The organism is Paenibacillus sp. FSL H7-0716 (assembly GCF_038002705.1).
Taxonomy (GTDB): domain Bacteria; phylum Bacillota; class Bacilli; order Paenibacillales; family Paenibacillaceae; genus Paenibacillus_AQ; species Paenibacillus_AQ odorifer.
In genome coordinates, this window is sequence record NZ_JBBODA010000038.1 from 1 (window position 1) to 24,790 (window position 24,790).

Sequence of the window (24,790 nt, forward strand, 5' to 3'; positions counted from 1 at the left end):
TCTAACCTGTGACCGGTACATTAGAAACAAGAAATACGGAGCCCCAATCAGCATAATAATAAGGCCTGAAGGGATTTCTTTCGGCGCCATTATGGTTCTTCCGAGCGTATCGGCAATGACGAGCATCAAGCCGCCAAGTAATCCTGACAAAACAATCGAGCGTCTCGTATGATGACCAATCATCATCCGCACCGCATGCGGCGCCATGAGTCCGAGAAAGCCAATTGTTCCCACACTTGCAACGGCTCCCGCTGCAAGCAAAACGCCGATAATCATAGCCCAAAGCCGCGTTCCTCGAACCGGCAAGCCCAATCCTGTTGAACTCTCGTCACCAAATGCCAACAAATCGCATTTTCGACCCAAATAGTATGCAATCGGAACAAGTACAAGCAGGAATACAAATAAGATGTAAAATTGATTCCAGCTTCGTCCATAAGTCGAACCCGTTAACCAAATTAAGGAGCTACTGCTCCATAAACTTCCTTTGACGATCATGACCTGGATTCCCGCAGAGGCAATTGCAGAGACTGCGATTCCAAGCAAGATCAGAACCGATGGATTCAAGGACCTGCGCCAAGCCATAGAAAAGACAAAAGCTGCAGCCAGTGCCCCACCCACGATTGCGGCAAGCGGAACTGCGAATACCGTTAAGGCTGGCCAAACGATCATTACGGCCAAAGCACCAAAGCCAGCCCCTGAGGTCACACCAATAATAGAGGCATCTGCCAATGGATTTCGAACAGCACTTTGAATCAGTACACCACTGATTGCAAGTGCGATCCCTCCTGCAGCCGCTACGAGTGTACGGGGAAGTCTTAAATTCAGCAGGACGGAATAGGATTGATCCCCCCTATGGAACAGACTGCTCAGCAATTCGCTGATCGGTATTTTTGTTCCCCCAAACGATAAGCTTACGAGGATAATAACAATCAGCAGCACGGTCATAAATATAGCCGTCGGCACAAAGCGCAGACGCAGTCCCGCCCCACCGATACTCATCGATGATTGGCCAGTGCCTGAGCCCGATATATTTTTCATCTTGGTGAGTACCAGCCAAATGAGCCACGGAGCTCCAATAATCGCCATAACTGCACCAACAGGCATTTCACCCACACTGCTTCGCACTACACGCGCAAGCGTATCCGCTGCCGTGATGAGCAATGCTCCCCACAACGCGCTTGCAGGAATGAGCAGGCGATGCTTGCGAATCCCACTAAGTCTGACGAGATGGGGAGCCACTAAGCCGACGAAGCCAATCGGTCCAACTACGCTGACTACAACCGCAGCCATTAATACCGATAGGCCAAGTCCTGTCGCCCGAATTAACCCTACTCGCTGTCCAAGTGAACGGGCGGTTGACTCATCGAGCTCCAGCGCATCAAATTGTCTGCCGGCAAATATCGCTGCCAATAGCAGCACTACGACAAAAGGCCAGGCATATATAACACCGTCCCAATCCAACTGGATTAGGGAACCTGAACCCCATAAAAACAGATTTTGTGTTTCTGTTCTTTTAAAAATATGTATGGCCGATGTAAACGCTCCGAGCACCATGGAGACGATCATACCTGACAAAGCCAGCCGAACAGGTGTGGCCGCCTTGCCTCCACTCAATAAATAAGCGGCTAAAGCAGCAAGCAGTCCCCCTGCAACTGCGAGCAAAAATGGAAACTCATGCTGCAAAGCAGGAAAAGCTACCATACCAAGCACGACCATAAAGTATGCCCCGGCATTAATCCCAAGTGTATCTGAGGAAGCAAGCGGGTTCTTCGTTATAGTTTGCAATAATGCCCCAGCCACAGCCAGAGCAGCCCCGGCCAGCAGACCAATAACTGTACGTGGCATGCGGATATCCCAGAGCAGATTATGTTCCATTATATCTTGGCGATTCAGTAAGCCATCTATAACAGTAGCTGCAGGGATCTTGGCTTCCCCAAAGCCTAAACTTAAAACGAACAGAATGAAGAGGACGGCAAAGCCGCCCCCAAATATTCCAATGATCCGCCAGTTCATGCCGATAGAGGCTTCTTTGCTACTCTTTTCGTTCATAACCGCACTCATTTCGTTAATGTATTTACAACTTCATCCACGATAACTTTGGAGGAGATCGGGCCGCCGAACACCCAAGTAGTACTGCTCAATCCGAAGGTGCGATTCTCTTTCACAAAATTAAGGCCATTCCAAACGGAATTATCCTTCAGTTCTTTCGTGAAAATATTATCATCCTCTTGGACGATATAGATCAGATTTGTATCCTGAACCGCAGGCAATGCTTCAACTGTAGAGGTGCTGAATCCGTAAACTTCGAAATTTTCGGGTTTCCAGTCGTTTTTCAGACCGATCCGATCCAAAGTTTGTACCGCAAGTGAATTATCTGTAAAAAGACGCATCGTTGCCGCATTCTGGTAGCTGTATGCTTGTGTCAGTACATAGTTCAAGCCTTCTTTGCCTGCATCAGCCAGCTTTACTTTTGCATCTGCATAATGTGCATCCAAATCAGCAAGAACCTTATCAGCTTCTGCTGTTTTGCCTACTGCCGCTGCAATCGTTTTGAAAGTATCTTCCATCAGCGTGTACTGATTGCCTTCTCCTTCATTTGGATACAGGCCGAAAATCAGTGTTGGAGCGATACTTTTAAGTTGATCATAAATTCCTTCATGCCCACCCGTATTGGCAATAATCAGATCAGGCTTTAATGAAGCAATTGTCTCCAGATCTGGCTCGTCACGGGAACCAACATCAGTCACGTTTGCATCAAGTGGTGCTTCAGAAGTCACATACAGCTTATAGTTTTCGTTATCTGCGTTACCTACTGGCTGCACTCCCAGTGCAATAACATCCTCCGTAAAGGTCCATTCCAATACCACAACTTTTTGCGCAGGTTTGTCCAGCGTAATCTCGCCTTTAGAATCTTTTAATACAATAGGACCACTTGTAGATTCACTACCCGCGTTTTCAGCAGCTGGTTTGTCAGTTGCTCCCGCGTTCGATGTTGAATTATTCTTTTGGTTAGTACCACAGCCTGATACGACCAATATGATAGCAACAACCATAAATAAACTAATTAACCTTTTGTGCATTTACTTTATCCCCCTGGATTCAACGTTCGAAGTTGATTCTATGATAACAGTTATCAATCTATTGATAATGATTATCACAGAAAACATATTAGTAATCTTATACGTGATTCTCCCGAAAGTCAAAGTTAAAATTTAATGTTTAACCGTACCTACTCCATGATCTGGTTTGTAATTCTTTCAATGTGTATGGTCAGATACAGCATTTCATCATTTGTTAACTCCCGATTGTATGTTTTATCAATATAGATTTTAATTTTCTCAACGCTTGCGAAAGCTTCCCTATACTGCTGCTTTACCAAAATAAATAAACCATTCTCATTATCAGGAGGTGGAGTACCGTTGATGAGACGTTGTGCAAAAAATTTCAAATGAGTGATAAAACGGTAATAAGCAAGGGACTCCTCGTCGTACTCTAGCCTAAAATGGCGCTTCACGATATTTAGGATGTCGTTCATGATCTTGGTGATATTCACCATGTTAGGCATCTCTTCATTTAGTTCAGCATTCACCAGATGGAGAGCAATATGTCCAGCCTCATCTTCGGGAAGTCTGACTCCGAGCTTGGAATGTATTATTTGAAGCGCAGCTTTCCCAACCTCATATTCTTCTTTATAGAATTTTTTGATTTCCCAAAGCATGGCGTTTTTAATCTTCATCCCTTTTGAGAATCTCTCCAGCGCAAAACTGATATGATCTGTCAGACTAACATAAATACTGTCATCCAACATTTTACCAAGCTGCAGTTTGGCGAAGTTGATAATCTCTTCTGAGAGCTCCATGTGCTCGATTGGAATCTCGGAAAGCAGCGTTTTTAGCTTATCTGAAAGTTTTTGATTGCTTAAAGTGAATATCTTTTCAATTTTATCTTCTTCTAAAAAGTCTCAACGTTTTTTCTTAAAGGCCAGTCCTCTTCCCATGACTACTAGTTCAAAATTTTGGTCATCTATGACAGTAACAACATTGTTGTTTAACACTTTTTCGATCCGCATATTACAGCTCCTTACCTTTTCATTTTTACGAAGCTAGCACTTTTTTATAGTATTCTATAATAAAAAATCGATCTCTAAGTAGCAGTGCTAAGAGATCGATTCCATTCATACCTTATGACACTTCAATAGATCACACTACAACAGTCAGCAGATCTTCACCCGGTGTAATAGCTGTTTTATTGGTACCAATCACATCACTATAATTAGCCGTATTGGTAATAATTATCGGCGTTGTGCATTGATAACCTTCATTTTTTATTTGTTCAAAATCAAACTCAATCAATAGCTCACCCTGTTTAACTGTTGCTCCTTCTTGCACTTTCACATCAAAGTATTTACCTTTTAGCTTCACGGTTTCTATACCGATATGAATCAAGACCTCAACACCCTCATCTGATACTACCGCAATACAATGACCTGTTCTGAAAATAGTGGATACAACTCCACTTACCGGTGAATAAAGCTTACCTTCTGTGGGTTCAATTGCAATCCCCTTGCCCATTGCTTCAGAAGCAAAGGCAGCATCATCTACTGAGGTTAACGGGATTACGTTACCAGCCAGAGGGCTTACAACGGTTGAACTTTTAACGGCGTGAGGGAGGATAACTTCGCTTTTTTCAGTATTCGTTTTTTCTTCTACAATATTCACTTTCTTTTTATCTTCATAACCAAATACCATGGTAATTACCATAGCCAATACAATGGTCACTCCTGCTATAATCGCTTGAACGGCCAGCGGAGAGAATGCAGGAAGACTTAATACGCTGACAAATGCGAAGACTTCCATCTTCACTTTGAAAAGACCACTAAGTGCTCCACCTACTCCGCCGGCAATGGTTACATAAATGAAAGTCCGTTTGTAACGAGTCAGCAATCCGTAAATAATAGGTTCTGTTACACCTGAAAGCGCGCCTGGTATAAATGTACTGCCGGCCAATGTTTTCAACTGTTTGTCCTTTGTTTTCAGGAAGATCCCCAACGCTACACCCAGCTGAGCGAAGATGGCCATGCCGGCCATTGCATATATCGGATCTCCACCCTTAGCAATGTTCTCAAGAATAATTGGCACAAGTCCCCAGTGCAATCCGAGCACAGTCAAATACGTCCAAGCTATTCCCACAATTGCTCCCGTAACAATACCGCTTTTCGTACTGAGGAACAAAATAGCGTCTCCAATTAAATTCCCTACATTCACGCCAAACGGTCCGAACGCTAAAATAGTTAACGGTACAATCACAATCAAACATATCATAGGGACTAAGAACATCTGCAAATCCTTGTGTATAAACTTTCTTAGCTGCTTATCCAATAAAGCGTATATACAGATGGCGATAAAAATCGGAAATACGCTTGATGAATAGTCCGAAATTACTAAAGGAATACCTAAAAAATGTGGAGATTCAACACTTGCTAATCCCGTAATATTAGGCTCAAGTAAGGCCGCACCGATACTACCACCCACATAAGCATTCACACCCAACCTAATCGATAACGTAATTCCTAAGAAAATGGGTAGAAAATAAAACACGGCATTACTAGCGCCGGCTAATACTTTGTAAGTTTCACTATCCGCACTTAGAACATGTAACGAAGCAAGTACGGTTAATAGCGCTTTCAACATACCCGCACCTGCTAAAGCACCAATCAGAGGCGAAAAGCTTCTGGAAATAACATCAAAAATCAAAGTCCCTATAGGTTTCTTTACCTTGTTCTCGCCAGAGTCACTGTTAGGGGATATGGATTTGGCAATTTCTTTATACACATCAGCAACATGGGTACCCACTATAACTTGAAATTGCCCCCCTTTGCTAACTACCCCAATAATCCCTTTCATTTTCTCCAAATTTTCTTTATCAGCTTTTTGCTCATCGTTAAGTGTGAATCTTAGTCGCGTGGCACAATGAATCACATTGTTAATATTTTTCTCCCCACCGACAGATTGGATAATGTCTTTACTTAGCTGTTCATAACTCATTTTTATACACCCCTTTGTAACAGATCAATTAATTACGGATATCAGGGAACACAAAAAAACCTAAATCACATCTATGTACGAGAGAGATTATCCCCGTAATCATAAATGAAACTTAGGTTTTGCCTGCTATGCAGTAGCAATCCTGATATCCGATTAATTTATTATTTACAAATTAACATGTTCAATTAATGATGTCAACAATAAACCAAGGTCTGTATAATATTGGATAACAAAAAAAGGCCCTGATAGATCAAGAATAACTTGATTATCAGGACTTTTTTTATTAGAACAGGCTTTGTCCGTTAGACTCAATTACTTCTTTGTACCAGTGGAAGGACTTCTTACGGTATCTGTCCAGTGTACCTGAACCATCATCATGACGATCTACATAAATGAAACCATAACGTTTCTTCAGCTCGGCGCTTGTTGCGCTAACCAAGTCGATGCAACCCCAGCTTGTGTATCCCATAACTTCCACGCCATCGGCAATAGCTTCCGCTACTTGAACCAAATGATCTCGCAAATAATTGATCCGGTAATCGTCGTTTACTATCTTCTCACCGTTCCCGTCTACAACCAGCTGATCGACGGCGCCAAGGCCATTTTCCACAATAAACAGCGGTTTTTGGTATCGGTCATAGAACATATTCATCACATAACGCAAGCCCTGCGGATCGATCTGCCAACCCCATTCGCTCGCTTCCAGATACGGATTCGGCACCCCGCCCAGCAGGTTTCCTTCTCCTCTGATCTGTTTCTCCGGATCAGCCGTTTCACATGTGCTCATATAGTAACTGAACGATATGAAATCCACGGTATGCTTCAGAATTTCTTCGTCCCCTGGCTCGAAATGAATGTGAATTCCATGTTCCTTAAAGAACCGTTTCATATATCCTGGATAATAACCTCTGCTATGAACATCCGCAAAAAACATATTTTTGTGATCGCTTTGCATCACCTTGATCAAATCGTCCGGATGCGGAGTGAGCGGATAAATTGGCATGCTCAGTACCATACAGCCTATTTTAAAATCAGGATTGATCTCATGACCGATTTTTACCGCCAAAGCACTTGCAATGAACTCATGGTGAATGGCCTGATACAGATCCTGCTTACTCAATTTCTCCAATGGAGTATTGATTCCGCCACTCATAAATGGGAACTCTAGGATAGAATTGATCTCGTTGAAGGTCAGCCAGTATTTAACCTTGTTCTTGTAACGATTAAAGATCGTTCTCACATAACGCTCATAAAAATCCACCATTTTACGGTTGACCCATCCATCATACTCTCGTGCCAAATGTAGCGGAGTCTCATAATGGGAGATCGTAACTAGCGGCTCAATGCCGTATTTATGACACTCATCGAACAGGTCGTCGTAGAACTGCAAGCCTTGTTCATTCGGCTCCAGCTCGTCCCCTTTCGGAAAAATCCGGGACCAGGCAATAGACGTCCGGAATACTTTAAAGCCCATTTCCGCAAACAGCTTAATATCTTCTTTATATCGGTGATAGAAATCGATACCAATCAACTTCATGTTATCGTCGGTAGGAACTTCTGTAGGCGCAGACTTAATGCCATGCGGCATGACATCTTGAGTAGACCAGCCTTTGCCATCATCCTGATATGCCCCTTCAAGCTGGTTAGCGGCTACAGCCCCACCCCATAGGAATCCTTCTGGAAATTGTAAGTTCATATTTCTTCCCGCCTTTGCTATTGTGATAGTATAGGTTTACTGCTCTAATCCGAATCCTAAACCTTGGAACGCGTTACATGTCAAGGATTAATCTTGCAAAGGAGATAAGCCGATGTCCACACTTGACGAAATTGCTAAGCTGTCGGGCTTTTCCAAAGCTACGGTATCCCGAGTCCTGAACGATTCTCCCCATGTCAGCAAGGAAACTAGGGAGAAAATTCTCGCCATTATGAAAGAGACGGACTATGTTCCCAATCGGAATGCCATATCTTTATCCAAAGGCCAAACCCAGCAAATCGGCATGATTACCTTAGACCTCAACGAGCTTATTTTGTGCTTCATGAACAGCTTCGTCGAAATTTCCGGCCGTTACGGGTATCAGACGATTATTTATACCACCGGCGGTGATAAGCAAAAGGAACTTCAGGCCTTTGAGGATCTCAAACAAAAAAGAGTCGACGCTCTGCTTATTCTGACCGCTGTTAACGATAAAAATGTCATAACTTCCTACTGCAAATACGGCCCGATTGTGTCTTGGCAACGTATGGACCATCCTGAAATCCCGTCAGTTGCCATGAACCAATATGACGGATATGCACTCGCTCTAGAGCATTTAATAGAGCGGGGTTATACGCGTATCGCTAATGCTTTTGGCCGCCCAAGCAGCATAAATACCCAGAGTAGACGACTAGCTTATGAGCAAATCATGGCCAAATATAATCTTCCCATCGTTGAGAAATGGTATTACTCCACGATTTATGGAATCCGTGACGGAGAGCAATTGGTGCGAACCCTAATTGGACAACCCGATCAGCCGGATGCTATTCTGTGCTCCAATGATTTGGTTGCGGTGGGCGTTCTGAGCGAAGCGCGTAGACAGCAGCTGGATGTGCCCCATGATCTAGCCATCATTGGTTTTGATAATTCGGAGCTGTCGCAGACGCTCGGAATTACCACTGTTCGGAATCCGATTGCGGGACAGGCGGAGAACGCCTTTCTTCTGCTGGCTCCAACCCTGCTAGGACTGGATATGGAGCTGCAGCCCCTATCGTTCCAACTGATCAAACGGGAGACAACATAGGTTGCCCATTCTCAGAAGATTACGACTGTACATTCCATAAAAAAACAGTAAAATTGTATTGAAAATTATGATGAAGACGGGTGTTTTTTATGACAAATAAAGTATTGAATCCTAGGGTTGATAAATTCTTAAGTAAAGCGAAACAATGGCGGGAAGAATATGAGCAGTTGAGAACGATCGTGCTTGATTGCGAGCTGACCGAAGATTATAAGTGGATGCATCCATGTTACACATTTGATGATAAAAACATAGTATTAATTCATGGATTTAAAGAATATTGTGCGCTTCTCTTTCACAAAGGTGCCTTGTTACAAGATCCCAATGGGATTCTAATTCAACAAACAGAAAATGTGCAGGCAGCGCGCCAAATTCGGTTTACGAATGTGCAACAAATCGTTGAAATGGAAGCTGTTCTGAAAGCCTACATTCAAAATGCCATAGAAGTTGAAAAAGCGGGTTTGGAAGTCGAATTAAAAAAGAAAGAGGATTACCTCATTCCTGAAGAGCTTAAGAACAAATTCACTGAACTTCCTGGCTTAAAAACTGCTTTTGAAGCCTTAACGCCTGGACGGCAAAACGCATATATTTATCATTTTTCTCAAGCCAAACAATCCAAAACCCGCGTATCACGAATTGAAAAATTCATCCCGCAAATCCTTGAGGGTAAGGGTTTAAATGATTAGCGTTGCTGACAATGAGTCAATTAAGCCTTAGGGTTTATTGGCTCTTTTTTTAATTTGTCTTCTTTTAACTGCTTGTAATAATCCTCAACAAAGGCCTTGAACTTTTTAGCGACATTAGTCATGTACCGGTTGGTATACCATGAGATTTCAATGGTGCGGGTACTTATGGGTTCTTCAATGGGAAGAAGTACCACTGAGGATCCTTGAGAACCACCCCAAGTTACAGCGGGGATAAAAGAAACCCCTAGTCCCGAACGGACTAGACTGCGTACCATCGAAGGCTCATCGCATTCATAAATGATACGCGGAGCAAATCCGGCGGCGTGACAGAGAGAATCCGTCGTTTCACGCAGCTGCTTGCCTATTTTCAAACTAATAAAGCCGTCTTCCGCGAGTTCATTCAGACGTACACTTTTACGGGTTGCGAGCCTGTGCTCATTAGGAACCGCCAGCATGATTTCTTCCGTTAATACCGGTGTGGACGCTGTTCCTGGAATCTTAAGCGGAGTAGAAGAAATACACAAATCAAAAGCCGGATAACGTGAGATCTCCTGATCCTGCTGCAATAGCTTGAATTGAGCTTCCGGGTACTTCTGACGAAATAATGTGATCATATCCGGAAGCAAATAGGAACCCGCTTGGATAAAAATCACCACAGTTCCTGTCGGTCTCTCAGACAAGTCCAATAGCTCTGTTTTCCCCTCCTCTAACGTTTGTAGGGCTGAATCAACTTTTACAAGAAACCGCTTCCCATATTCATTTAATCGAATGTATTTTCCTGTGCGATCAAACAATTTGACGTTTAATTCGTCCTCAAGATTTTTGATCATTTTACTTATAGCAGGCTGTGAGATTTGGAGTATTTCGGCTGCCCGGGTCATATTCTCAAGCTTTGCAACCGTTTGAAAGTACCGAAGCGAAAGTAAATCCAACGAAACCACCCTCTTCTATAACCTTAGAGTTATGTATTTTATATATAATAATATATTTTTCATCATCATAGCAGAACACTATAATAAAGAGAATTAAAAATACATAAGAATCTGCAGGAGAAAGGGGAACTATAAATGAGCACACGAGAACCAATGGAAGAAATTATTACAGTCTCCAGCGGTCAGCTTAAGGGCATACGTCTGCCAGAACTTGGGGCGATCGCATGGTTAGGGATTCCTTATGCGGAACCCCCCATACATAAGCTCAGATGGAAGGCACCACGTGAGATAGAAGCTTGGACAGGTGTATTTCCTGCAAGCGATTTCAAGAATAACAGTGTCCAATTCATTCAAGGGGAACCTGACGGCAGTGAAGATTGCCTCTTTTTGAATATTTGGCGACCGGATCATACCGAGGCAGGCTTACCCGTATTCGTCTTCCTCCACGGCGGCGGAAATATTGGGGGTTCAGGACGGGATTTTCAAGGTGGAGAATTGGCGTGTAAGACAAATAGTATAGTGGTTACAGTGAACTACCGTTTAGGAGCAATGGGATTTTTCCGGCATCCCTCACTCCGAACCGGGGACCCCTTGGATGACTCAGGAAATTACGGTCTCCTCGATGTTCTTCATGCGCTAAAGTGGCTGCACAAAAACATTGTTTGCTTTGGGGGGAATCCAGGGAATATAACACTAGGGGGCCAGTCTGCAGGTGCAAGAAATGCATTAGCTGCTTACCTTTCACCGCTGGGCAGAGGGCTCTTTCATAAGCTCTTTATTATGAGCGGAGGTTTAACAACGGCTGTTACGGAGCAAAGCGAAGAAAAAGCAGATGACATTTTAACAGAGTTATTAATAAAAACAGGAACGGTCAGCACTCAAGATGAAACAAGAGAATGGATTTCCACACAATCTGCGGATAAGATTTCCGACTTCCTATATCGTCAGAATGCCTTTCACTTTGTCGAAATCATTCGTGAGACGGGGCTTCAGATGGCTGCTTTTCCCCATTTGATCGAAGATGGCACGGTCATTCCTATTGGTGGCTTCGACAATCTAAATAACCTCGATCACCCTTCCCTGCCGATCATCCTTGGCAGCACTGCCAGCGAATTCTCCGAGTTCACTTTAGGGGATACTCATTTCTTCTCCCTAGTGCAAAAGGAAGAGTTAGCCGGAAATATGGAAGAAAAGAAGCTCTATGAAGCAGCAGTCCAATACGGGAGCGATCTGTATGCAGAATTTAATGTAGAGCAGACTACAGAGATATTATTAAGCGCGATCCCAGCGATGCCCATTTATGCTTACCGGTTCGCCTGGGGGTTAAGAGACGGAGTGATCGATCCTTACATCCGTTTTCTTATAGGTGCCCCGCATGGTGCAGACATCCCCTTCTATACAGGTGACTTTTCCGGTGTCCAGGAAAGATTTCCTGCAGATGTAATTTCCGAGCATAACGAGCCTGGGCGTAACATGCTCTCTTCCCTAATGAGGGACTATTTACGGCATTTCCTATATACCGGTAATCCTAATACTGAGGGACAACCTGCTTGGCAACGATACACCCCTAATCCCCGGTCTGCGGAAATTCTCTGGTTAGATGCTAACCAGGATCAAACTATTGTTCAATCCGTCTGCAAACTTGTAAAAAAAGATATCCTGTCCCAAATGGACAATGATCCCCGTTTAGCAGCAGAACAGCGCAATTGGCTAAAAAACAATTTATTTGCGGGACGTTTTTTCTGGTAAGATAAATGATTGTAGAATTCTCGTAGAGGAAGGAACATGCTGTTGTGCTAACTTACTTACTGCTCTTAGTCATCGGGCTAGCAGCTGGCATTTCCGGTTCATTGGTCGGACTTGGCGGCGGGTTCATCGTTGTGCCTGCGTTGGCTTTCCTTTTTCCTGATATGGAGCCTTCACATCTGGCTGGCACATCAATGGCGATGCTGCTTTTCAACTCCATCTCAAGCACTTATGTGTACGCAAAGCAGAAGAGAATCGATTATCAAGCAGCGCTCACCTTTGCCGCCGTTTCGATTCCGGGTTCAGTAATAGGTGCACTCTTTACCAAGCAAATGGGCGGGAGAATGTTTTTCGTAAGCTTCGGGATTTTCTTAATCCTTGTCGCTTTATTGCTCTTGTTCAAGCCGAACAAACCCATCCATTGGCCTTTCAAACCAACCGTGAAGCGAAGCTTTTCCGATAATAGCGGTGCTCATTTCGAATATGCTTATCATATGCCTACCGGCATACTCATCAGTTTTCTTGTTGGCTTTGTAGCAAGCCTATTTGGGATTGGCGGCGGGAGTCTTATGGTTCCGACAATGACCTTACTTCTCGGCTTTGCCCCCCATATCGCTGTTGCAACTTCTATGCTTCAAATTTTCCTGTCAGCTATCGTAAGCACCACAACACATGCCTTTTTATTGAATGTTGAATGGTTTATGGTGTTAGCCCTAGCACCTGGCGCAATTATCGGCGGTCAAATTGGCGCACGCCTGGCAAAACGCCTCCCTGCCCAACTGCTTCTAAAGCTATTAGCCGTTTTTCTCATCATCGTTTCGCTTCGTTTGATGATGAAAGGGTAAGCCATTATGTAAAAAGTCCTGATGGATCAAGAGTTTCTTGATCCTCAGGACTTTTTTATTGTGACTGTGGGACTGATACTTGTCTAATTCTATCGAATTTTAAGTCCCTTCAGGATTTCTTTAGAATTCCCCCACCTAATTCCTCAGTTTTTTTAGTTAAGATTTCTGTATTGAAGTAAGCGAAGGAGGCGGCATATTGGCCAGTAATACCATCTTAGAGCTAATCAATCAGTATGGATATCTGATTTTTTATCTTGCTTTCACGTTAGGCCCTTTTGGAATTCCAATCCCTAATGAAATTACAATTCTCACTGGAGCTACCCTAAGCCACATGGGGATTATCAATTCCTGGATGACTTATTTCTGCATTTTATCAGGGCTATTAACGGCCTTTACGGTTGCCTACTTTGCAGGTAAATACTTTGGACAAAAGCTGAAGTGCAAATTTGAAGCTAATAGACATTTTAAAAAAGCAGAGCAGATTCTAAAAAAACGTGGGCGTACAGCTATGTATATCGGCATGTTTATTCCAGTTGTACGTTACATCATTCCCATGTTGATCGGGCTCAGCGGTACAAGCTATAAACGATTCGCCCTTATTTCATATCCCAGTGCTTTAAGTTGGACCTTACTGTTCTTTTTTGTAGGAACATACTTTGGAGATCACATCCTATCAAAATTAATAAACATCTAAATTAATTCTAAAATTATGGAGGAATTCCAAATGAGCTTCAATGAAAAACTCTTATTTCTAAGAAGTTTTATTCATGATCCAAAACAGGTAGGCAGTGTTACCCCGAGTTCCCGGTTTCTGGCACACAGCATGGTTAACCAAGCCCCTTGGCATAAAGTTAAAGCAGTCGCTGAACTTGGATCAGGTACGGGTGCAATCACCCGTGTAATCAATACTAAGGTAACTAGTACAACGAAAGTGTTACTATTTGAGATGGATAAAACCATGAGGAATAACCTAAAGACAAGCTATCCGGACTTTTCCTGTTATCATAATGCTGCTAGTTTAGTAGAAACAATTAAGAGTTCACATATTCATCAGTTAGATTGTATTTTTAGTGGGCTGCCCTTTTTCAATTTTGAGCCCGAATTAAGAAGTACATTGGTTGAACAGATCTACCAATCCCTTAAACCTGAGGGATTATTTATCGCCTTTCAGTATTCACTTCAAATGAAGAAGCAGCTCTCCGAATATTTTAATATTGATACAATAAAATATGTGCCATTTAATTTCCCTCCCGCTTTCGTCTACGTCTGTCGTAAAAGGGAAACATAATAAAATAAATATAGAAGAGGGGCAGCGTCCATTGAATACAATTCTTGTTGCAGATGATGATTCTGAAATTCGAGATGTGATTCATGTTTACTTAAGGAATGAAGGTTACCAAGTGCTTGAAGCCGCAGATGGTCAAGAGGCGTTGAGTACAATACAAACAACACCCATTCAACTGGTTATCCTGGATGTGATGATGCCTCAAATGGATGGTATCACAGCCTGTCTCAAAATTAGGGCAATATCAAATATCCCAATTATTATGCTCTCAGCCAAGCAAGAGGACATTGATAAAATCACAGGTCTAACTACCGGGGCAGATGATTACATGATCAAACCGTTTAATCCACTGGAACTACTGGCCCGTGTAAAAGCTCAGTTACGGCGCCAGTCCTTAATTGGAAAGGAAGAATTCAACTCTCTGCTTATAATTAAAAACCTAATCATAGATAAAAATAAACATTCCGTAAAGTTAAATGGAATTGAAGTTTCATTAACTCCGCTAGAGTTTGCGATTTTAACCCTGCTTGCAAGCCGGCCTGGGCAAGTTTATAGTTCGGAGCAAATTTACGAGAGTGTATGGAAAGAGCCTTACGGATATTCTGACAATACCGTAATGGTTCATATTCGTAACTTAAGAGAAAAATTAGAGGAAAATCCAAGAGAACCTCTGTATATTAAGACAGTCTGGGGAGTTGGTTACAAAGTTGATTAAAACCATACGAAATCTACAAATAAATAAACGCATTCAGTCCAATATTTTAATCAGGATGGTGTTGAGTTTCATAATTACCATTGCGATAAATACCTCACTTAGCATCTTGTTCTTTCATTTTGGAAATGCAACAAAATTGGATTGGGTGTTCAATTTTCTTGCCTACCTTCTTACTCCGATGTTTTTCATTATTTTCGTTATTACATTTTTTACATTGACCCGGCGAATCGTCAAAGATTTAATTGCGCTGGAACAAGGACTTCAAATTATATCCGAAGGTGATTTGAGTTATCGGGTAAATGTTGTTCGCCAAGATGAACTAGGACTGGTGGCTTTGAACATCAACCGGATGGCAGAGCGCTTAGAGCAACAGATCATCAAGGAACGCGAAATAGAAAAATCCAAGATGGAGATGATCACGGGGATTTCACACGACTTACGCACCCCTCTTACAAGTATTATCGGGTATATTGAGCTTTTACGTACAGAATCGTACCAAGATAAAAAAGAATATACACGTTTTATTCAAAACACCTATAACAAGGCGCTTCATTTGAAGAAACTCCTCGATGATTTGTTTGAATATACCCGACTTAATTCGGCTGACTCCCGTTTAAATCTGGAGAGAATCGATTTGTCGCAGCTTTTGAATCAATTGCTATTCGAATTCGAACCGATCGCTCAAGAAAACAATGTCCACCTTATAAAAGATATAGATAAGAGTCCAATCATCACCTTAATCGACAGTGAGAAAATAGCCAGAGCCATAGATAATCTACTTATGAACGCCTTAAAATATTCCATCAGCCCGGGAAGCATTAGCATACGAATGACAACCGATTCTGAACACTGTACCATTGAGATTGAAAATAAAGGGACTCCCCTCTCACAGGATCAAGAAAACCGTCTATTTGAACGATTTTATAAGGTTGACCACTCAAGAAAAAGTCAGGGAATTCAAACCGGGGCAGGACTTGGTCTTTCGATAGCTAGGAATATTGCTGAGTTGCACAAGGGTACTTTAACGCTTAAACACACTCATGACGTCTTCACATTCCAACTGAGATTGCCTTTCGGAGAGGATTACTAATTGATTATGTCTGAATACTTACTTTTCTTACAAGGCTTCCTCAAAGATCCAAAGCGGGTAGGAAATATTCTACCCAGTTCGCCATTATTAGCCGATAAAATAGTTCAGTCTGTACAATGGCATAATGTAAATGCCGTTGCAGAGCTTGGAGCTGGTACAGGTGCTATTACACGTCTCATGACATCACAATTAAAGAATTCTACAAAAGTGCTTTTGTTTGAGCGGAATAAAAAAATGAGAGAACACTTAAAAGCAATTTATCCGGAATGCATTTTCCATTCCAACGCCAGCTACTTACTCAAGAAATTGAATCAGGAAGGCATCCGTGAGTTAGATTGCATAATTTGCGGATTACCATTTTTTAATTTTTCAAGTGAAATGCGTGACAAAATCCTACATCAGATTGTTAAGTCACTTAAACCAGGCGGAATTTTAGTTGCATATCAGCACTCGCTGCACATGAAAAAAAGATGGGCTAAACAACTACTTATTGAGAAAATTGAATTTGTGCCTTACACTTTTCCTCCAACATTCGTATATATTTGTCGTAAAAAAGAATGACATATGAATATTCGAAAAATAGTAATTTCTAAAGAATATATAAGTATTGAGAATGGAAATGACCAGGCCAATATGCAGCCAATACTGTTGCAGGATTATAAAAAAGTCCTGATGATCAAGATTATCTTGATCATCAGGACGGGATTTACTGTGAAAAACTACGTTCCAAACGGTGATAAATTATCCCCGCTGTCTCATTCCCTCAAACAGCAAAATCGTCGCCGCCATTGCGGCGTTCAGCGATTCCGCGCGGCCTGCCATCGGGATGATGATACTCTTGTCCACGAGTCGCGCCGTTTCCTGCGAAATGCCTTTGCCTTCGCTGCCAATCAGCAACCACTGGCTGCCCTGAAAATCGTGCTCATAGCACGATTCTTCGCCCTGCAGCGAAGTGCTCACCAGCAGCGCCCCATTTTTCCGGGCCTGTGGCAAAATCTCACTTAACTCTCCCTCCACCACCGGAAGATGGAACATCGAGCCCATCGTGGACCGGATGGTCTTCGGATTATAGAGGTCGGCACAGCCTTGTCCGAGGATCACTCCGTCTGCTCCCGCTGCATCCGCACTGCGGATGATGGTGCCGACATTACCGGGATCCTGCACGCCGTCCAGCACAACCACAAGGCTATCCTTCTTCGCTAGGATAGCTTCTACAGCCTGCTGTTCCTTCCGCACGATGGCGAACACAGGCTGCGGCGTATTGGTGCTGCTGCATTTCGAAATGATCGCCGCCGAAACGCCAATCACTTCCATTCCCTGAACGGCCTGAAGCAGCCCCTTAAGTTCAGCAGGCATTCCTTTGTCGAGGTCATAAGCAAGGCATTCCACATCTGCTTCAGCCAGCAGTGCTTCCTGAACCAGATGAACGCCCTCTACGATATATTTACGAGCCTTGTCACGGTGCTTTTTCTCCTGTAACCCGGCCCACTCTTTAACCCGCGTATTTTGCGGAGACATGATTTCCATAAGGTCTTCCTTTCTTCTGCCTTGCCTTAGTCTATAACCATTAGTTTGTGTTTCTTCTTTATCTTGACGCCATACTCTTTATCTTTATCTCTGCCTTTGCTCTTCTTCTCTTCTACACCCTATAAACCTGATGAAAACGTTATGGAGAGGAAATTTGGAACTGTAGGAGCGAAGCGCTCAGCCGAAAGCTTTACGTAGTAAAGCTCGCTTCGAAAGCATAAGCTGTCTCCATATTTTATCCGCAACAGGCGGCTCAAATCAAAAAAATCTGGAGACAACAGTGACCGGAAGTCCAAACTTTCCTCGCAGTAACGCTTATCATCAGAACATTCCATCCTACTGATACGCCATCTCCAGCTTCGTCAAATTATCCTTATGCCCAACAATAACAAGGATATCGCCATCAATCAGACGATCCTCTGCACGGGGAGAGATGTTCATTTCTTCACCTTGGCGGATGGCCATTACATTGCAGCCAAATCTTGCGCGGATGTCGAGCTCCTGTAGATTTTTTCCGAGCATCGGTCCGGATACCTTCATATCCAGAATACTGTAGTCCGGCGACAGCTCAATATAATCCAATATATTAGGCGAAGCAAGATGATGCGCAACCCGCATTCCCATATCCCGTTCAGGATAAATCACCTTGTCTGCACCAATTTTGCTTAATACTTTGCCGTGCAGTTCACCTTTGGCTTTTGCCAGAATTGCAGGCACACCCAGGTCTTTTAGGATAAGTGTTGTCAGGATGCTAGCTTGAATGTCCTCGCCAATGGCTACAACCACCACATCAAAATTGCGAATACCAAGGGCACGCAGCGCCTCCTCATCCGTGGAATCTGCAGATACGGCATGAGTTACAATACTTGAAATTTCCTGTGTTCGCTGCTCGTCAGCATCAATCGCAAGTACATCAAACCCCATGCCGCTGAGCGCCTTAGCAACACTAGATCCGAAACGCCCCATACCGATGACGGCATATTGTTTTTTGGCCATGTCTATGTACCTCCCGTAGCATTCTATATCTCAAACAGTATAGCATAAGCCAAGAAGAAACGTCATTGCCGTCCTTATGGATGACAACCGTTTCTCGTAGAAATGTAAGGATAATGTATAGTGTTAAACTTATACTACCTTATATTTGGACAAAAACTTGAATTTCCAGCACCTTTGCAGGGCACATTATAACGAGGTCAATATCACTATATTTTCAAAAAAGGAGGTACATTATGCCCGTTACCATTGACTTGCGCCAGGCGATTCTTCATAAAGTGCACGGTCAATCTGAAGAGGATTTACGTCATATGATTGAAGGCTCTGTGGACGGTCCGGAAGCAGCACTCCCGGGACTTGGCGCCGTGTTCGAAATGATCTGGAAGGATTTAGATCCCGCTAAGCAAGATCGGTTGGTTACCATGCTGCATGATCACCTGGAGACCATTACCCCTGGGAATATCACATCGTAAACTGACCGCAACTAGTCAAAAACCTCCGCTCACCATGGTGTAACTTCACCTATGGAGGCGGAGGTTTTATTTTAACATTCAGCAAGTTATAGCGTCCTAATTATAGTAATGCTTTTGGAGCCATTTCCAGGAATTTAGCTGTCGGGTTCTTATCCATCGCTGTCCGCATAGCATATTCGTTCTCGAACAACACGACAAAATTGCCCTTCTTATCCGTCACCAACGTTGAGTTGATTCTGAATTTGCTCGCATCCGGCTTAGTATCATCTACGATCCAACGTGCAAACTGGTATGGCATTCTCTGCAACTGAACATCCACACCATATTCACCCTTCATGCGGTACTCAAACACTTCAAACTGCAGTTGTCCAACTACACCGAGCAAAATATCGTCAAAGTTGACCGTGCGGAACACCTGGATCATGCCCTCTTCAGTCAGCTGATCGACACCCTTCTGGAACTGCTTCGATTTCAACGCATTTTTAATACTCACTTTAGCAAAAATCTCTGGTGAGAACGTTGGCAGCTCATCGAATTCCATATCTCCTGCTTGGCTCAAGGTATCACCAATTCTAAAAATACCTGGATCAAACAGACCGATGATATCTCCCGGATAAGCTTCCTCTACGATATCGCGGTCTTGCGCCAAAAATTGCTGTGGTTGCGCCAGCTTGATATCTTTACCGGCACGTACATGCTTCACGCTCATACCCCGTTCGAATTTCCCGGACACAATACGCAGGAAAGCAATCCGGTCACGGTGAGCCGGGTTCATGTTCGCTTGAATTTTGAACACATAACCAGTGAATTTCTCATTCGTTGGTTCTACTACCCCTGTATTACTGCGGCGTGGTTCAGGCTTCGGTGCCAGATCCAAGAAATTATCGAGGAAAGTCTGTACGCCAAAATTGTTGATCGCACTGCCAAAGAACACAGGTGTGAGTTCACCACTTAATACTTTTTCATAGTCAAAAGCATCGCCTGCTACATCCAGCAGCTCCAGATCCTGACACAGTTGATCATGCAGATACTCTCCAGCCATTTCACGAATGATTGGATCACGGTATCCGTCAACCTTTTGAACCTTGATTACGGAGTGATCGTCACCTTGGAACAGCTCTACCTGATTTTTCATCCGGTCATACACGCCGCATAGCTCACGTCCACTACCGATCGGCCAGTTCATTGGCACAGAACGAATACCAAGAACCTGCTCCAGCTCTTCCATCAGATCAAACGGGCTACGTCCTTCACGGTCCAGCTTGTTAATAAAGGTAAAGATCGGAATGCCCCGTTTAGCACATACCTGAAACAGTTTGGTGGTTTGGGCTTCCACACCTTTTGCCACGTCAATAAGCATGACCGCACTATCCGCTGCAGTTAGGGTACGATAGGTGTCCTCACTGAAGTCTTGGTGACCCGGTGTATCCAAAATGTTCACGCGATGATTCAAATAATCAAACTGCATTACGGAAGACGTTACAGAAATCCCCCGCTGCTTCTCAATTTCCATCCAGTCACTCGTCGCATGTTTATTCGCTTTACGGGCCTTAACCGTTCCCGCCAGACGGATCGCACCACCGAATAACAGCAGCTTCTCCGTTAAAGTTGTTTTACCCGCATCCGGGTGAGAAATGATCGCAAAGGTTCTGCGTCTATCCACTTCCTTTTGCAGCTTCTGATCTATTGCTTTGTTCATTACACATATCCCTTCATATATAAAATTCCTGCTTCTGCTTCAATTACACTGGGGTTCATCAAATCGGTGCTCTGCTCATTGTTCATACCCCTTCATTTCTGAATGAATAGCTCTTAGGTCTAGCTCCAGTCCGCTTCAAGTGAAAGCATCCTCTAAAGTATATCAAAATCAGGCAGACATTATCTACTAAAAAGCGCGTGCCGCAAAATATCTCCCGAATGGTTTGGATTATGATCCCCACATATCATCGCTCAAGAAAATAGATGTATTTCCTACACTTACTTGAAGTATTAGCATTTTCATTAGCCTTTAGTTGCATTTGATGCAATTAAAAATAAGTTGTGCACGCTTTTCCGCCTTATCCGGTGATTATAGTTGCAGAAAATACATCTAAAAGACTAATCACAACGAGATAAGCGATTTTAATTGTACAAAGTGCAGTTATTAGAAACGTGCCCAGATCCCCCAAACACCGTCTGAAGTCCAATCTTTTAGATCTTAGCATTACAAAAAATCCCCCTGCATCCTCTGCAGGGAGATAGCATTAACTCAAGGTTTAGTTATTCTTCAGCCAAACCACATTATCTTCATCTTGGCCGTTTACAGGCCACCAATGGAAACCTTCTTTAGCAAGCAGTTCATCTGCTTCCACTGGACCCCAAGAGCCGGCAGGATAAGAAGATAAGTCGCTAGACTCTTCGCTCCACGCTTTCGCAATACGATCCACGAATGACCATGCCGAGGATACCTCATCCCAACGAGTGAAATAAGTTGAATCGCCGCGTGCGGCATCATGTAGCAAGCGCTCATATGCTTCCGGAGAATTGATTCCAACCAGGCAGCTCTGACAGAAGTCCATAGCCAGCGGTTGAATCTCAGACTCTGAACCCGGCTTCTTGGCATTAATCTTTACGTAAATGCCTTCCATTGGGTTCACACGGATTACAAGGAGGTTAGGCTCAAGTTTATGCTTTTGTCCCAAATAAACGTTGGTTGGCATTCCTTTGAACTCAACTACCACTTCCGTCGTCTTCACCGGGAGACGTTTACCTGTACGGATGTAGAAAGGAACTCCAGCCCAGCGGAAGTTATCTACAAATACACGGGCAGCAAAATACGTCTCTGTATTCGACTCAGGGTCAACCTTATCTTCCTGACGGTAAGCAGGAAGGGTTTTGCCTTGGTGTAGGCCTTGAATATATTGAGCTCTTACGACATTCTCACGCACCTCATCAGATGTCGCATAAGGACGAAGGGAACGAAGTACCTTCACTTTCTCATCACGAATATCTTCTGCGAGCAGACGGCTTGGTGGTTCCATAGCAATCATAGTCAGCAGTTGCAGTATATGATTCTGGCCCATGTCCCGTAAGGCTCCCGCATGGTCATAGTAACCACCGCGTTCTTCTACACCTACGGTTTCGCCAAGTGTAATTTGAATATTGGCAATATGTTTATTATTCCAGAGCGGTTCGAAAAAAGCATTAGCAAAACGAATCACTTCGATATTCTGTACCATTTCTTTACCAAGATAGTGGTCAATCCGGTAAATTTCCTCTTCTTTGAAGACCTGACGAATCTGTTCGTTCAGCTGTTCAGCCGACTCCAGATTATAGCCAAAAGGCTTCTCAATTACGAGGCGATTCCAACCCGTACTATCCAGCATCCCGCCAGCTTTAAGATTGAAGGAGACACTGCCGAACAATTCAGGCGCCAGCGCAAGATAGAACATCCGATTGCCCGGAATACTGAATTTCTCTTCAAGAACTTCAGTTTGTGCTCTTAACTCGCGGAAACCATCAATATTGTTAATGTCCAGAGATTTGTATTCGAAATGCTGTACAAACTCATTCCATTCACTTTCTTCTCCCGCTTTGTAACGGCAGAATTCAAGGATGGATTCCTTCACATCACTTCTAAATTCTTCCTGAGTACGCGGGCGCCGCGCCACGCCAATTACCGCAAAATCTTGTGCCAGCTTACCTTCACGGTACAAGCTGTAAATCGCCGGGAAAAGCTTACGCCGGGCTAAGTCTCCGGTTGCCCCAAAGATAAAAAAGACAGCACCGGGTGTGTGCAGTGCATCAAGGGTTTGATTTTCAGCCATGGCTCCTCATCTTTCTGTATGTAATATAGTTTATTGACATGCTCAGCGTCGATACTAACATAAGGTGAATAACGACGTTATGTCATTTTAGCATATTCCTAAAAAGGATGCTATCACATTCCTGACAAATACTCTCGGGATTTCGCAAATTTCAATTAATATTTCTTATTATTAACTATATCTGCGCTTATATAAGAGAAAAATGTCAATATTCGATGGTTATTAAAGGAAAGCCTATAGTTACGCGGTTTGTCCCCTTCTGATCTTCATGATGCACTGCGATTTGGGCAGAAACGGACTGATTTCCACTCATCACAGAGCGCTTCAAATTAGGAATCGAATACGTACGGCTAACCGTTGAGATATCCTTGTAGCTTTCTCCTCCGGTCACAGCTTCAAACCGGTCATGCATCAATGACTCCGTCTGTGCTAGAACTTTTTCAGGTGCTCCCTGTTCTTGCGCGCTTCCTTGAAGGGATACATTCCATTCGGCCTTAATTTTATGCTGTTCAAGAATCATACTTACTTCACGAGCAGCCGCTTGAAAGCCAGCTTCATTTTGCAGATCAGCCGTATCTAACGTTACAATCACATAACTGTTTCCTGCACTAAGCTCACTCCAAAATAAGGAAAGCCGCGATTCATATGGTTTGGCAGCTTCTGTACGATAAGTCATATGTCCATCTTCCTCAGTACCTGACGGTACATTCAATCCGAGACTTGTACTTAACTTAGCAACTTCGGCAGACAGATCCGCGTAATTGCTGCTTTCTCCCTGCCACTTTAACACTAAACGCAGCGGTGAATCAGAAACGGTTGTTTCTTTTCCGAGATCTATTAAACTCACAAGAGCATGATTCAGTTCGGCTCCTGTTGAAGCTTGGTTAACGCCCTCATCAAGAACGGTTGAATTCGCTTTAACACTTTGCAGATTAACTAGCAGAGCCGCAGCGCAGCACACGATTATCATTATAAAAAAAGTCCCTTTTTTTGTTCCGTTGTTCAGCTTCATCTTCCGCATATGTCATTCTCCCTTCGAACCTCTCTAGCAATCTACTAGACAGTATGTTCGAATTAGGAGATTCTATACCTGAAATATTCCCACAAAGAGAGGGATTTGCTTCAATGCGTACTCAGATACTTTGCGGAGGCCCCAAAACTACTTTCTTATATTATAAAAAAAGACTGAAGCAGAGGCTTCAGTCCTTTGTTGTTATTCAGCTAGTCCATTTTTATATGCATAAATTGCTGCTTGGGTCCGGTCTTCCACGCCCAGCTTCGCGAGAATATTCGTCACATGAAATTTCACAGTTTTGATTCCAATAATTAGTTGATCGGCAATATCCTGATTGGATTTACCTTGCGCCAACAGACGTAATACTTCCATCTCGCGCTCCGTAAGCTCTTTATAAGCAGGTGATTCTCCTTTTGCATTGTTTCGAAAACGGTTCATCATTTTAGAGGCCACCTGTGACTCAAGCACGGACTGTCCTCTTGCCGCAGCGCGGATCGCATCCGCCACTTCACTAGCCCGCGAAGTCTTCAGCAGATAACTAAAGGCGCCCGCTTCAATAACAGGATACATCTTTTCATCGTCCAAATAGCTTGTAAGAACAATAACTTTGATCTCTGGGTACTGCTTCATCAGCTGTTTAGTCGTTTCTATGCCATCCATCCCATCCATTACGAGATCCATTAAGACCACATCGGGATTGTACTCTTGAGCCAGCCGAATGCCTTCTTCTCCACTTCCAGCTTCACCTACGACCTCAATTCCATCCTCGGTACCTAAAACTGCTGCTAGCCCGATCCGTACCATTTCATGATCATCTACGAGTAGTACTTTAATTGCTTCCTCCATCTCCATGGTTACT

The 24,790-nt window shown here is 43.4% G+C and carries 21 protein-coding genes and 1 pseudogene; 10 read left to right on the forward strand and 12 right to left on the reverse strand.

Annotated elements, in window-relative coordinates; genetic code table 11:
* From MHH60_RS28470 to MHH60_RS28490, 5 genes and pseudogenes are all read right to left on the reverse strand, one after another.
* Positions 1–2,049 (reverse strand): iron ABC transporter permease (locus tag MHH60_RS28470; RefSeq protein WP_341161183.1); only part of this gene is annotated, 2,049 nt, incomplete at its 3' end.
* Positions 2,050–2,057: 8 nt separating this feature from the next.
* Positions 2,058–3,080, reverse strand: a complete 1,023-nt coding sequence (locus MHH60_RS28475; RefSeq protein ID WP_076134123.1) for an ABC transporter substrate-binding protein — start codon at positions 3,078–3,080, stop codon at positions 2,058–2,060.
* A gap of 149 nt (positions 3,081–3,229) precedes the next feature.
* Positions 3,230–4,069: pseudogene (gene licT, locus MHH60_RS28480) on the reverse strand (BglG family transcription antiterminator LicT).
* Positions 4,070–4,199: 130 nt separating this feature from the next.
* Complete coding sequence (locus MHH60_RS28485) at positions 4,200–6,044, reverse strand: beta-glucoside-specific PTS transporter subunit IIABC (protein WP_076134122.1); 1,845 nt, start codon at positions 6,042–6,044, stop codon at positions 4,200–4,202.
* A 283-nt stretch (positions 6,045–6,327) separates the two neighbouring features.
* Positions 6,328–7,740: a glycoside hydrolase family 1 protein gene (locus MHH60_RS28490; protein ID WP_076134121.1), complete on the reverse strand. Its 1,413-nt coding sequence runs from the start codon at positions 7,738–7,740 to the stop codon at positions 6,328–6,330.
* Positions 7,741–7,852: 112 nt separating this feature from the next.
* On the opposite strand from MHH60_RS28490, the gene MHH60_RS28495 reads away from it, so the two are divergent.
* On the forward strand, positions 7,853–8,821 hold the full coding sequence (locus MHH60_RS28495; RefSeq protein WP_076134120.1) for a LacI family DNA-binding transcriptional regulator: 969 nt from the start codon (positions 7,853–7,855) through the stop codon (positions 8,819–8,821).
* Between the two features lie 89 nt (positions 8,822–8,910).
* Positions 8,911–9,504: a YdeI/OmpD-associated family protein gene (locus MHH60_RS28500; protein ID WP_076134119.1), complete on the forward strand. Its 594-nt coding sequence runs from the start codon at positions 8,911–8,913 to the stop codon at positions 9,502–9,504.
* 20 nt (positions 9,505–9,524) lie between these two features.
* Here the strand turns inward: MHH60_RS28500 and MHH60_RS28505 are convergent, their stop codons facing one another.
* Positions 9,525–10,436 carry a LysR family transcriptional regulator gene (locus tag MHH60_RS28505; protein WP_076134118.1) on the reverse strand — a complete coding sequence of 304 codons (912 nt, stop codon included), beginning with the start codon at positions 10,434–10,436 and terminating at the stop codon, positions 9,525–9,527.
* A gap of 135 nt (positions 10,437–10,571) precedes the next feature.
* Between MHH60_RS28505 and MHH60_RS28510 the strand changes: the two genes are divergently transcribed.
* From MHH60_RS28510 to MHH60_RS28540, 7 genes are all read left to right on the forward strand, one after another.
* A complete protein-coding gene (locus tag MHH60_RS28510) occupies positions 10,572–12,185 on the forward strand; it encodes a carboxylesterase family protein (RefSeq protein ID WP_076134117.1) in 1,614 nt (537 codons plus the stop codon).
* A 44-nt stretch (positions 12,186–12,229) separates the two neighbouring features.
* Positions 12,230–13,027 (forward strand): sulfite exporter TauE/SafE family protein, encoded by a 798-nt coding sequence (locus MHH60_RS28515; protein ID WP_076134116.1) that lies wholly within the window; start codon positions 12,230–12,232, stop codon positions 13,025–13,027.
* A 196-nt stretch (positions 13,028–13,223) separates the two neighbouring features.
* Complete coding sequence (locus MHH60_RS28520) at positions 13,224–13,721, forward strand: DedA family protein (protein ID WP_076134115.1); 498 nt, start codon at positions 13,224–13,226, stop codon at positions 13,719–13,721.
* Positions 13,722–13,751: 30 nt separating this feature from the next.
* Positions 13,752–14,315, forward strand: a complete 564-nt coding sequence (locus tag MHH60_RS28525) for a class I SAM-dependent methyltransferase (protein WP_076134114.1) — start codon at positions 13,752–13,754, stop codon at positions 14,313–14,315.
* 31 nt (positions 14,316–14,346) lie between these two features.
* Positions 14,347–15,027 (forward strand): response regulator transcription factor, encoded by a 681-nt coding sequence (locus tag MHH60_RS28530; RefSeq protein ID WP_076134113.1) that lies wholly within the window; start codon positions 14,347–14,349, stop codon positions 15,025–15,027.
* Between the two features lie 55 nt (positions 15,028–15,082).
* On the forward strand, positions 15,083–16,117 hold the full coding sequence (locus MHH60_RS28535) for a sensor histidine kinase (RefSeq protein WP_143761240.1): 1,035 nt from the start codon (positions 15,083–15,085) through the stop codon (positions 16,115–16,117).
* A gap of 6 nt (positions 16,118–16,123) precedes the next feature.
* On the forward strand, positions 16,124–16,678 hold the full coding sequence (locus MHH60_RS28540; RefSeq protein WP_081383878.1) for a class I SAM-dependent methyltransferase: 555 nt from the start codon (positions 16,124–16,126) through the stop codon (positions 16,676–16,678).
* A gap of 180 nt (positions 16,679–16,858) precedes the next feature.
* On the opposite strand, the gene MHH60_RS28545 is transcribed toward MHH60_RS28540, so the two are convergent.
* Positions 16,859–17,644: a TrmH family RNA methyltransferase gene (locus tag MHH60_RS28545; RefSeq protein ID WP_076134110.1), complete on the reverse strand. Its 786-nt coding sequence runs from the start codon at positions 17,642–17,644 to the stop codon at positions 16,859–16,861.
* A 336-nt stretch (positions 17,645–17,980) separates the two neighbouring features.
* Positions 17,981–18,640 carry a potassium channel family protein gene (locus tag MHH60_RS28550; protein ID WP_036685517.1) on the reverse strand — a complete coding sequence of 220 codons (660 nt, stop codon included), beginning with the start codon at positions 18,638–18,640 and terminating at the stop codon, positions 17,981–17,983.
* Positions 18,641–18,873: 233 nt separating this feature from the next.
* Between MHH60_RS28550 and MHH60_RS28555 the strand changes: the two genes are divergently transcribed.
* The gene (locus MHH60_RS28555) at positions 18,874–19,110 is read left to right on the forward strand and encodes a small acid-soluble spore protein SspI (protein ID WP_036685520.1); all 237 of its coding nucleotides are present in this window, start codon (positions 18,874–18,876) and stop codon (positions 19,108–19,110) included.
* Positions 19,111–19,210: 100 nt separating this feature from the next.
* Here the strand turns inward: MHH60_RS28555 and MHH60_RS28560 are convergent, their stop codons facing one another.
* From MHH60_RS28560 to MHH60_RS28575, 4 genes are all read right to left on the reverse strand, one after another.
* Positions 19,211–20,809, reverse strand: coding sequence for a peptide chain release factor 3 (locus MHH60_RS28560; protein WP_076134109.1), 1,599 nt, complete (start codon positions 20,807–20,809; stop codon positions 19,211–19,213).
* A gap of 556 nt (positions 20,810–21,365) precedes the next feature.
* Entirely contained in the window at positions 21,366–22,916 is a 1,551-nt protein-coding gene (gene zwf, locus MHH60_RS28565; protein WP_036685526.1) for a glucose-6-phosphate dehydrogenase, read from the reverse strand.
* A 205-nt stretch (positions 22,917–23,121) separates the two neighbouring features.
* A complete protein-coding gene (locus MHH60_RS28570) occupies positions 23,122–23,937 on the reverse strand; it encodes a YwmB family TATA-box binding protein (RefSeq protein WP_076134108.1) in 816 nt (271 codons plus the stop codon).
* A gap of 192 nt (positions 23,938–24,129) precedes the next feature.
* A complete protein-coding gene (locus MHH60_RS28575; protein WP_036685532.1) occupies positions 24,130–24,783 on the reverse strand; it encodes a response regulator in 654 nt (217 codons plus the stop codon).
* Positions 24,784–24,790 lie beyond the last annotated feature (7 nt).

Excerpts from the sequence above, each read along its gene's own strand:
- MHH60_RS28475 (WP_076134123.1), bottom strand. The coding sequence starts at position 3,080 with ATGCACAAAAGGTTAATTAGTTTATTTATGGTTGTTGCTATCATATTG.
- MHH60_RS28485 (WP_076134122.1), bottom strand. The coding sequence starts at position 6,044 with ATGAGTTATGAACAGCTAAGTAAAGACATTATCCAATCTGTCGGTGGG.
- MHH60_RS28490 (WP_076134121.1), bottom strand. The coding sequence starts at position 7,740 with ATGAACTTACAATTTCCAGAAGGATTCCTATGGGGTGGGGCTGTAGCC.
- MHH60_RS28495 (WP_076134120.1), top strand. The coding sequence starts at position 7,853 with ATGTCCACACTTGACGAAATTGCTAAGCTGTCGGGCTTTTCCAAAGCT.
- MHH60_RS28500 (WP_076134119.1), top strand. The coding sequence starts at position 8,911 with ATGACAAATAAAGTATTGAATCCTAGGGTTGATAAATTCTTAAGTAAA.
- MHH60_RS28510 (WP_076134117.1), top strand. The coding sequence starts at position 10,572 with ATGAGCACACGAGAACCAATGGAAGAAATTATTACAGTCTCCAGCGGT.
- MHH60_RS28525 (WP_076134114.1), top strand. The coding sequence starts at position 13,752 with ATGAGCTTCAATGAAAAACTCTTATTTCTAAGAAGTTTTATTCATGAT.
- MHH60_RS28535 (WP_143761240.1), top strand. The coding sequence starts at position 15,083 with ATGGTGTTGAGTTTCATAATTACCATTGCGATAAATACCTCACTTAGC.
- MHH60_RS28540 (WP_081383878.1), top strand. The coding sequence starts at position 16,124 with ATGTCTGAATACTTACTTTTCTTACAAGGCTTCCTCAAAGATCCAAAG.
- MHH60_RS28545 (WP_076134110.1), bottom strand. The coding sequence starts at position 17,644 with ATGGAAATCATGTCTCCGCAAAATACGCGGGTTAAAGAGTGGGCCGGG.
- MHH60_RS28550 (WP_036685517.1), bottom strand. The coding sequence starts at position 18,640 with ATGGCCAAAAAACAATATGCCGTCATCGGTATGGGGCGTTTCGGATCT.
- MHH60_RS28555 (WP_036685520.1), top strand. The coding sequence starts at position 18,874 with ATGCCCGTTACCATTGACTTGCGCCAGGCGATTCTTCATAAAGTGCAC.
- MHH60_RS28560 (WP_076134109.1), bottom strand. The coding sequence starts at position 20,809 with ATGAACAAAGCAATAGATCAGAAGCTGCAAAAGGAAGTGGATAGACGC.
- zwf (WP_036685526.1), bottom strand. The coding sequence starts at position 22,916 with ATGGCTGAAAATCAAACCCTTGATGCACTGCACACACCCGGTGCTGTC.
- MHH60_RS28570 (WP_076134108.1), bottom strand. The coding sequence starts at position 23,937 with ATGCGGAAGATGAAGCTGAACAACGGAACAAAAAAAGGGACTTTTTTT.
- MHH60_RS28575 (WP_036685532.1), bottom strand. The coding sequence starts at position 24,783 with ATGGAGATGGAGGAAGCAATTAAAGTACTACTCGTAGATGATCATGAA.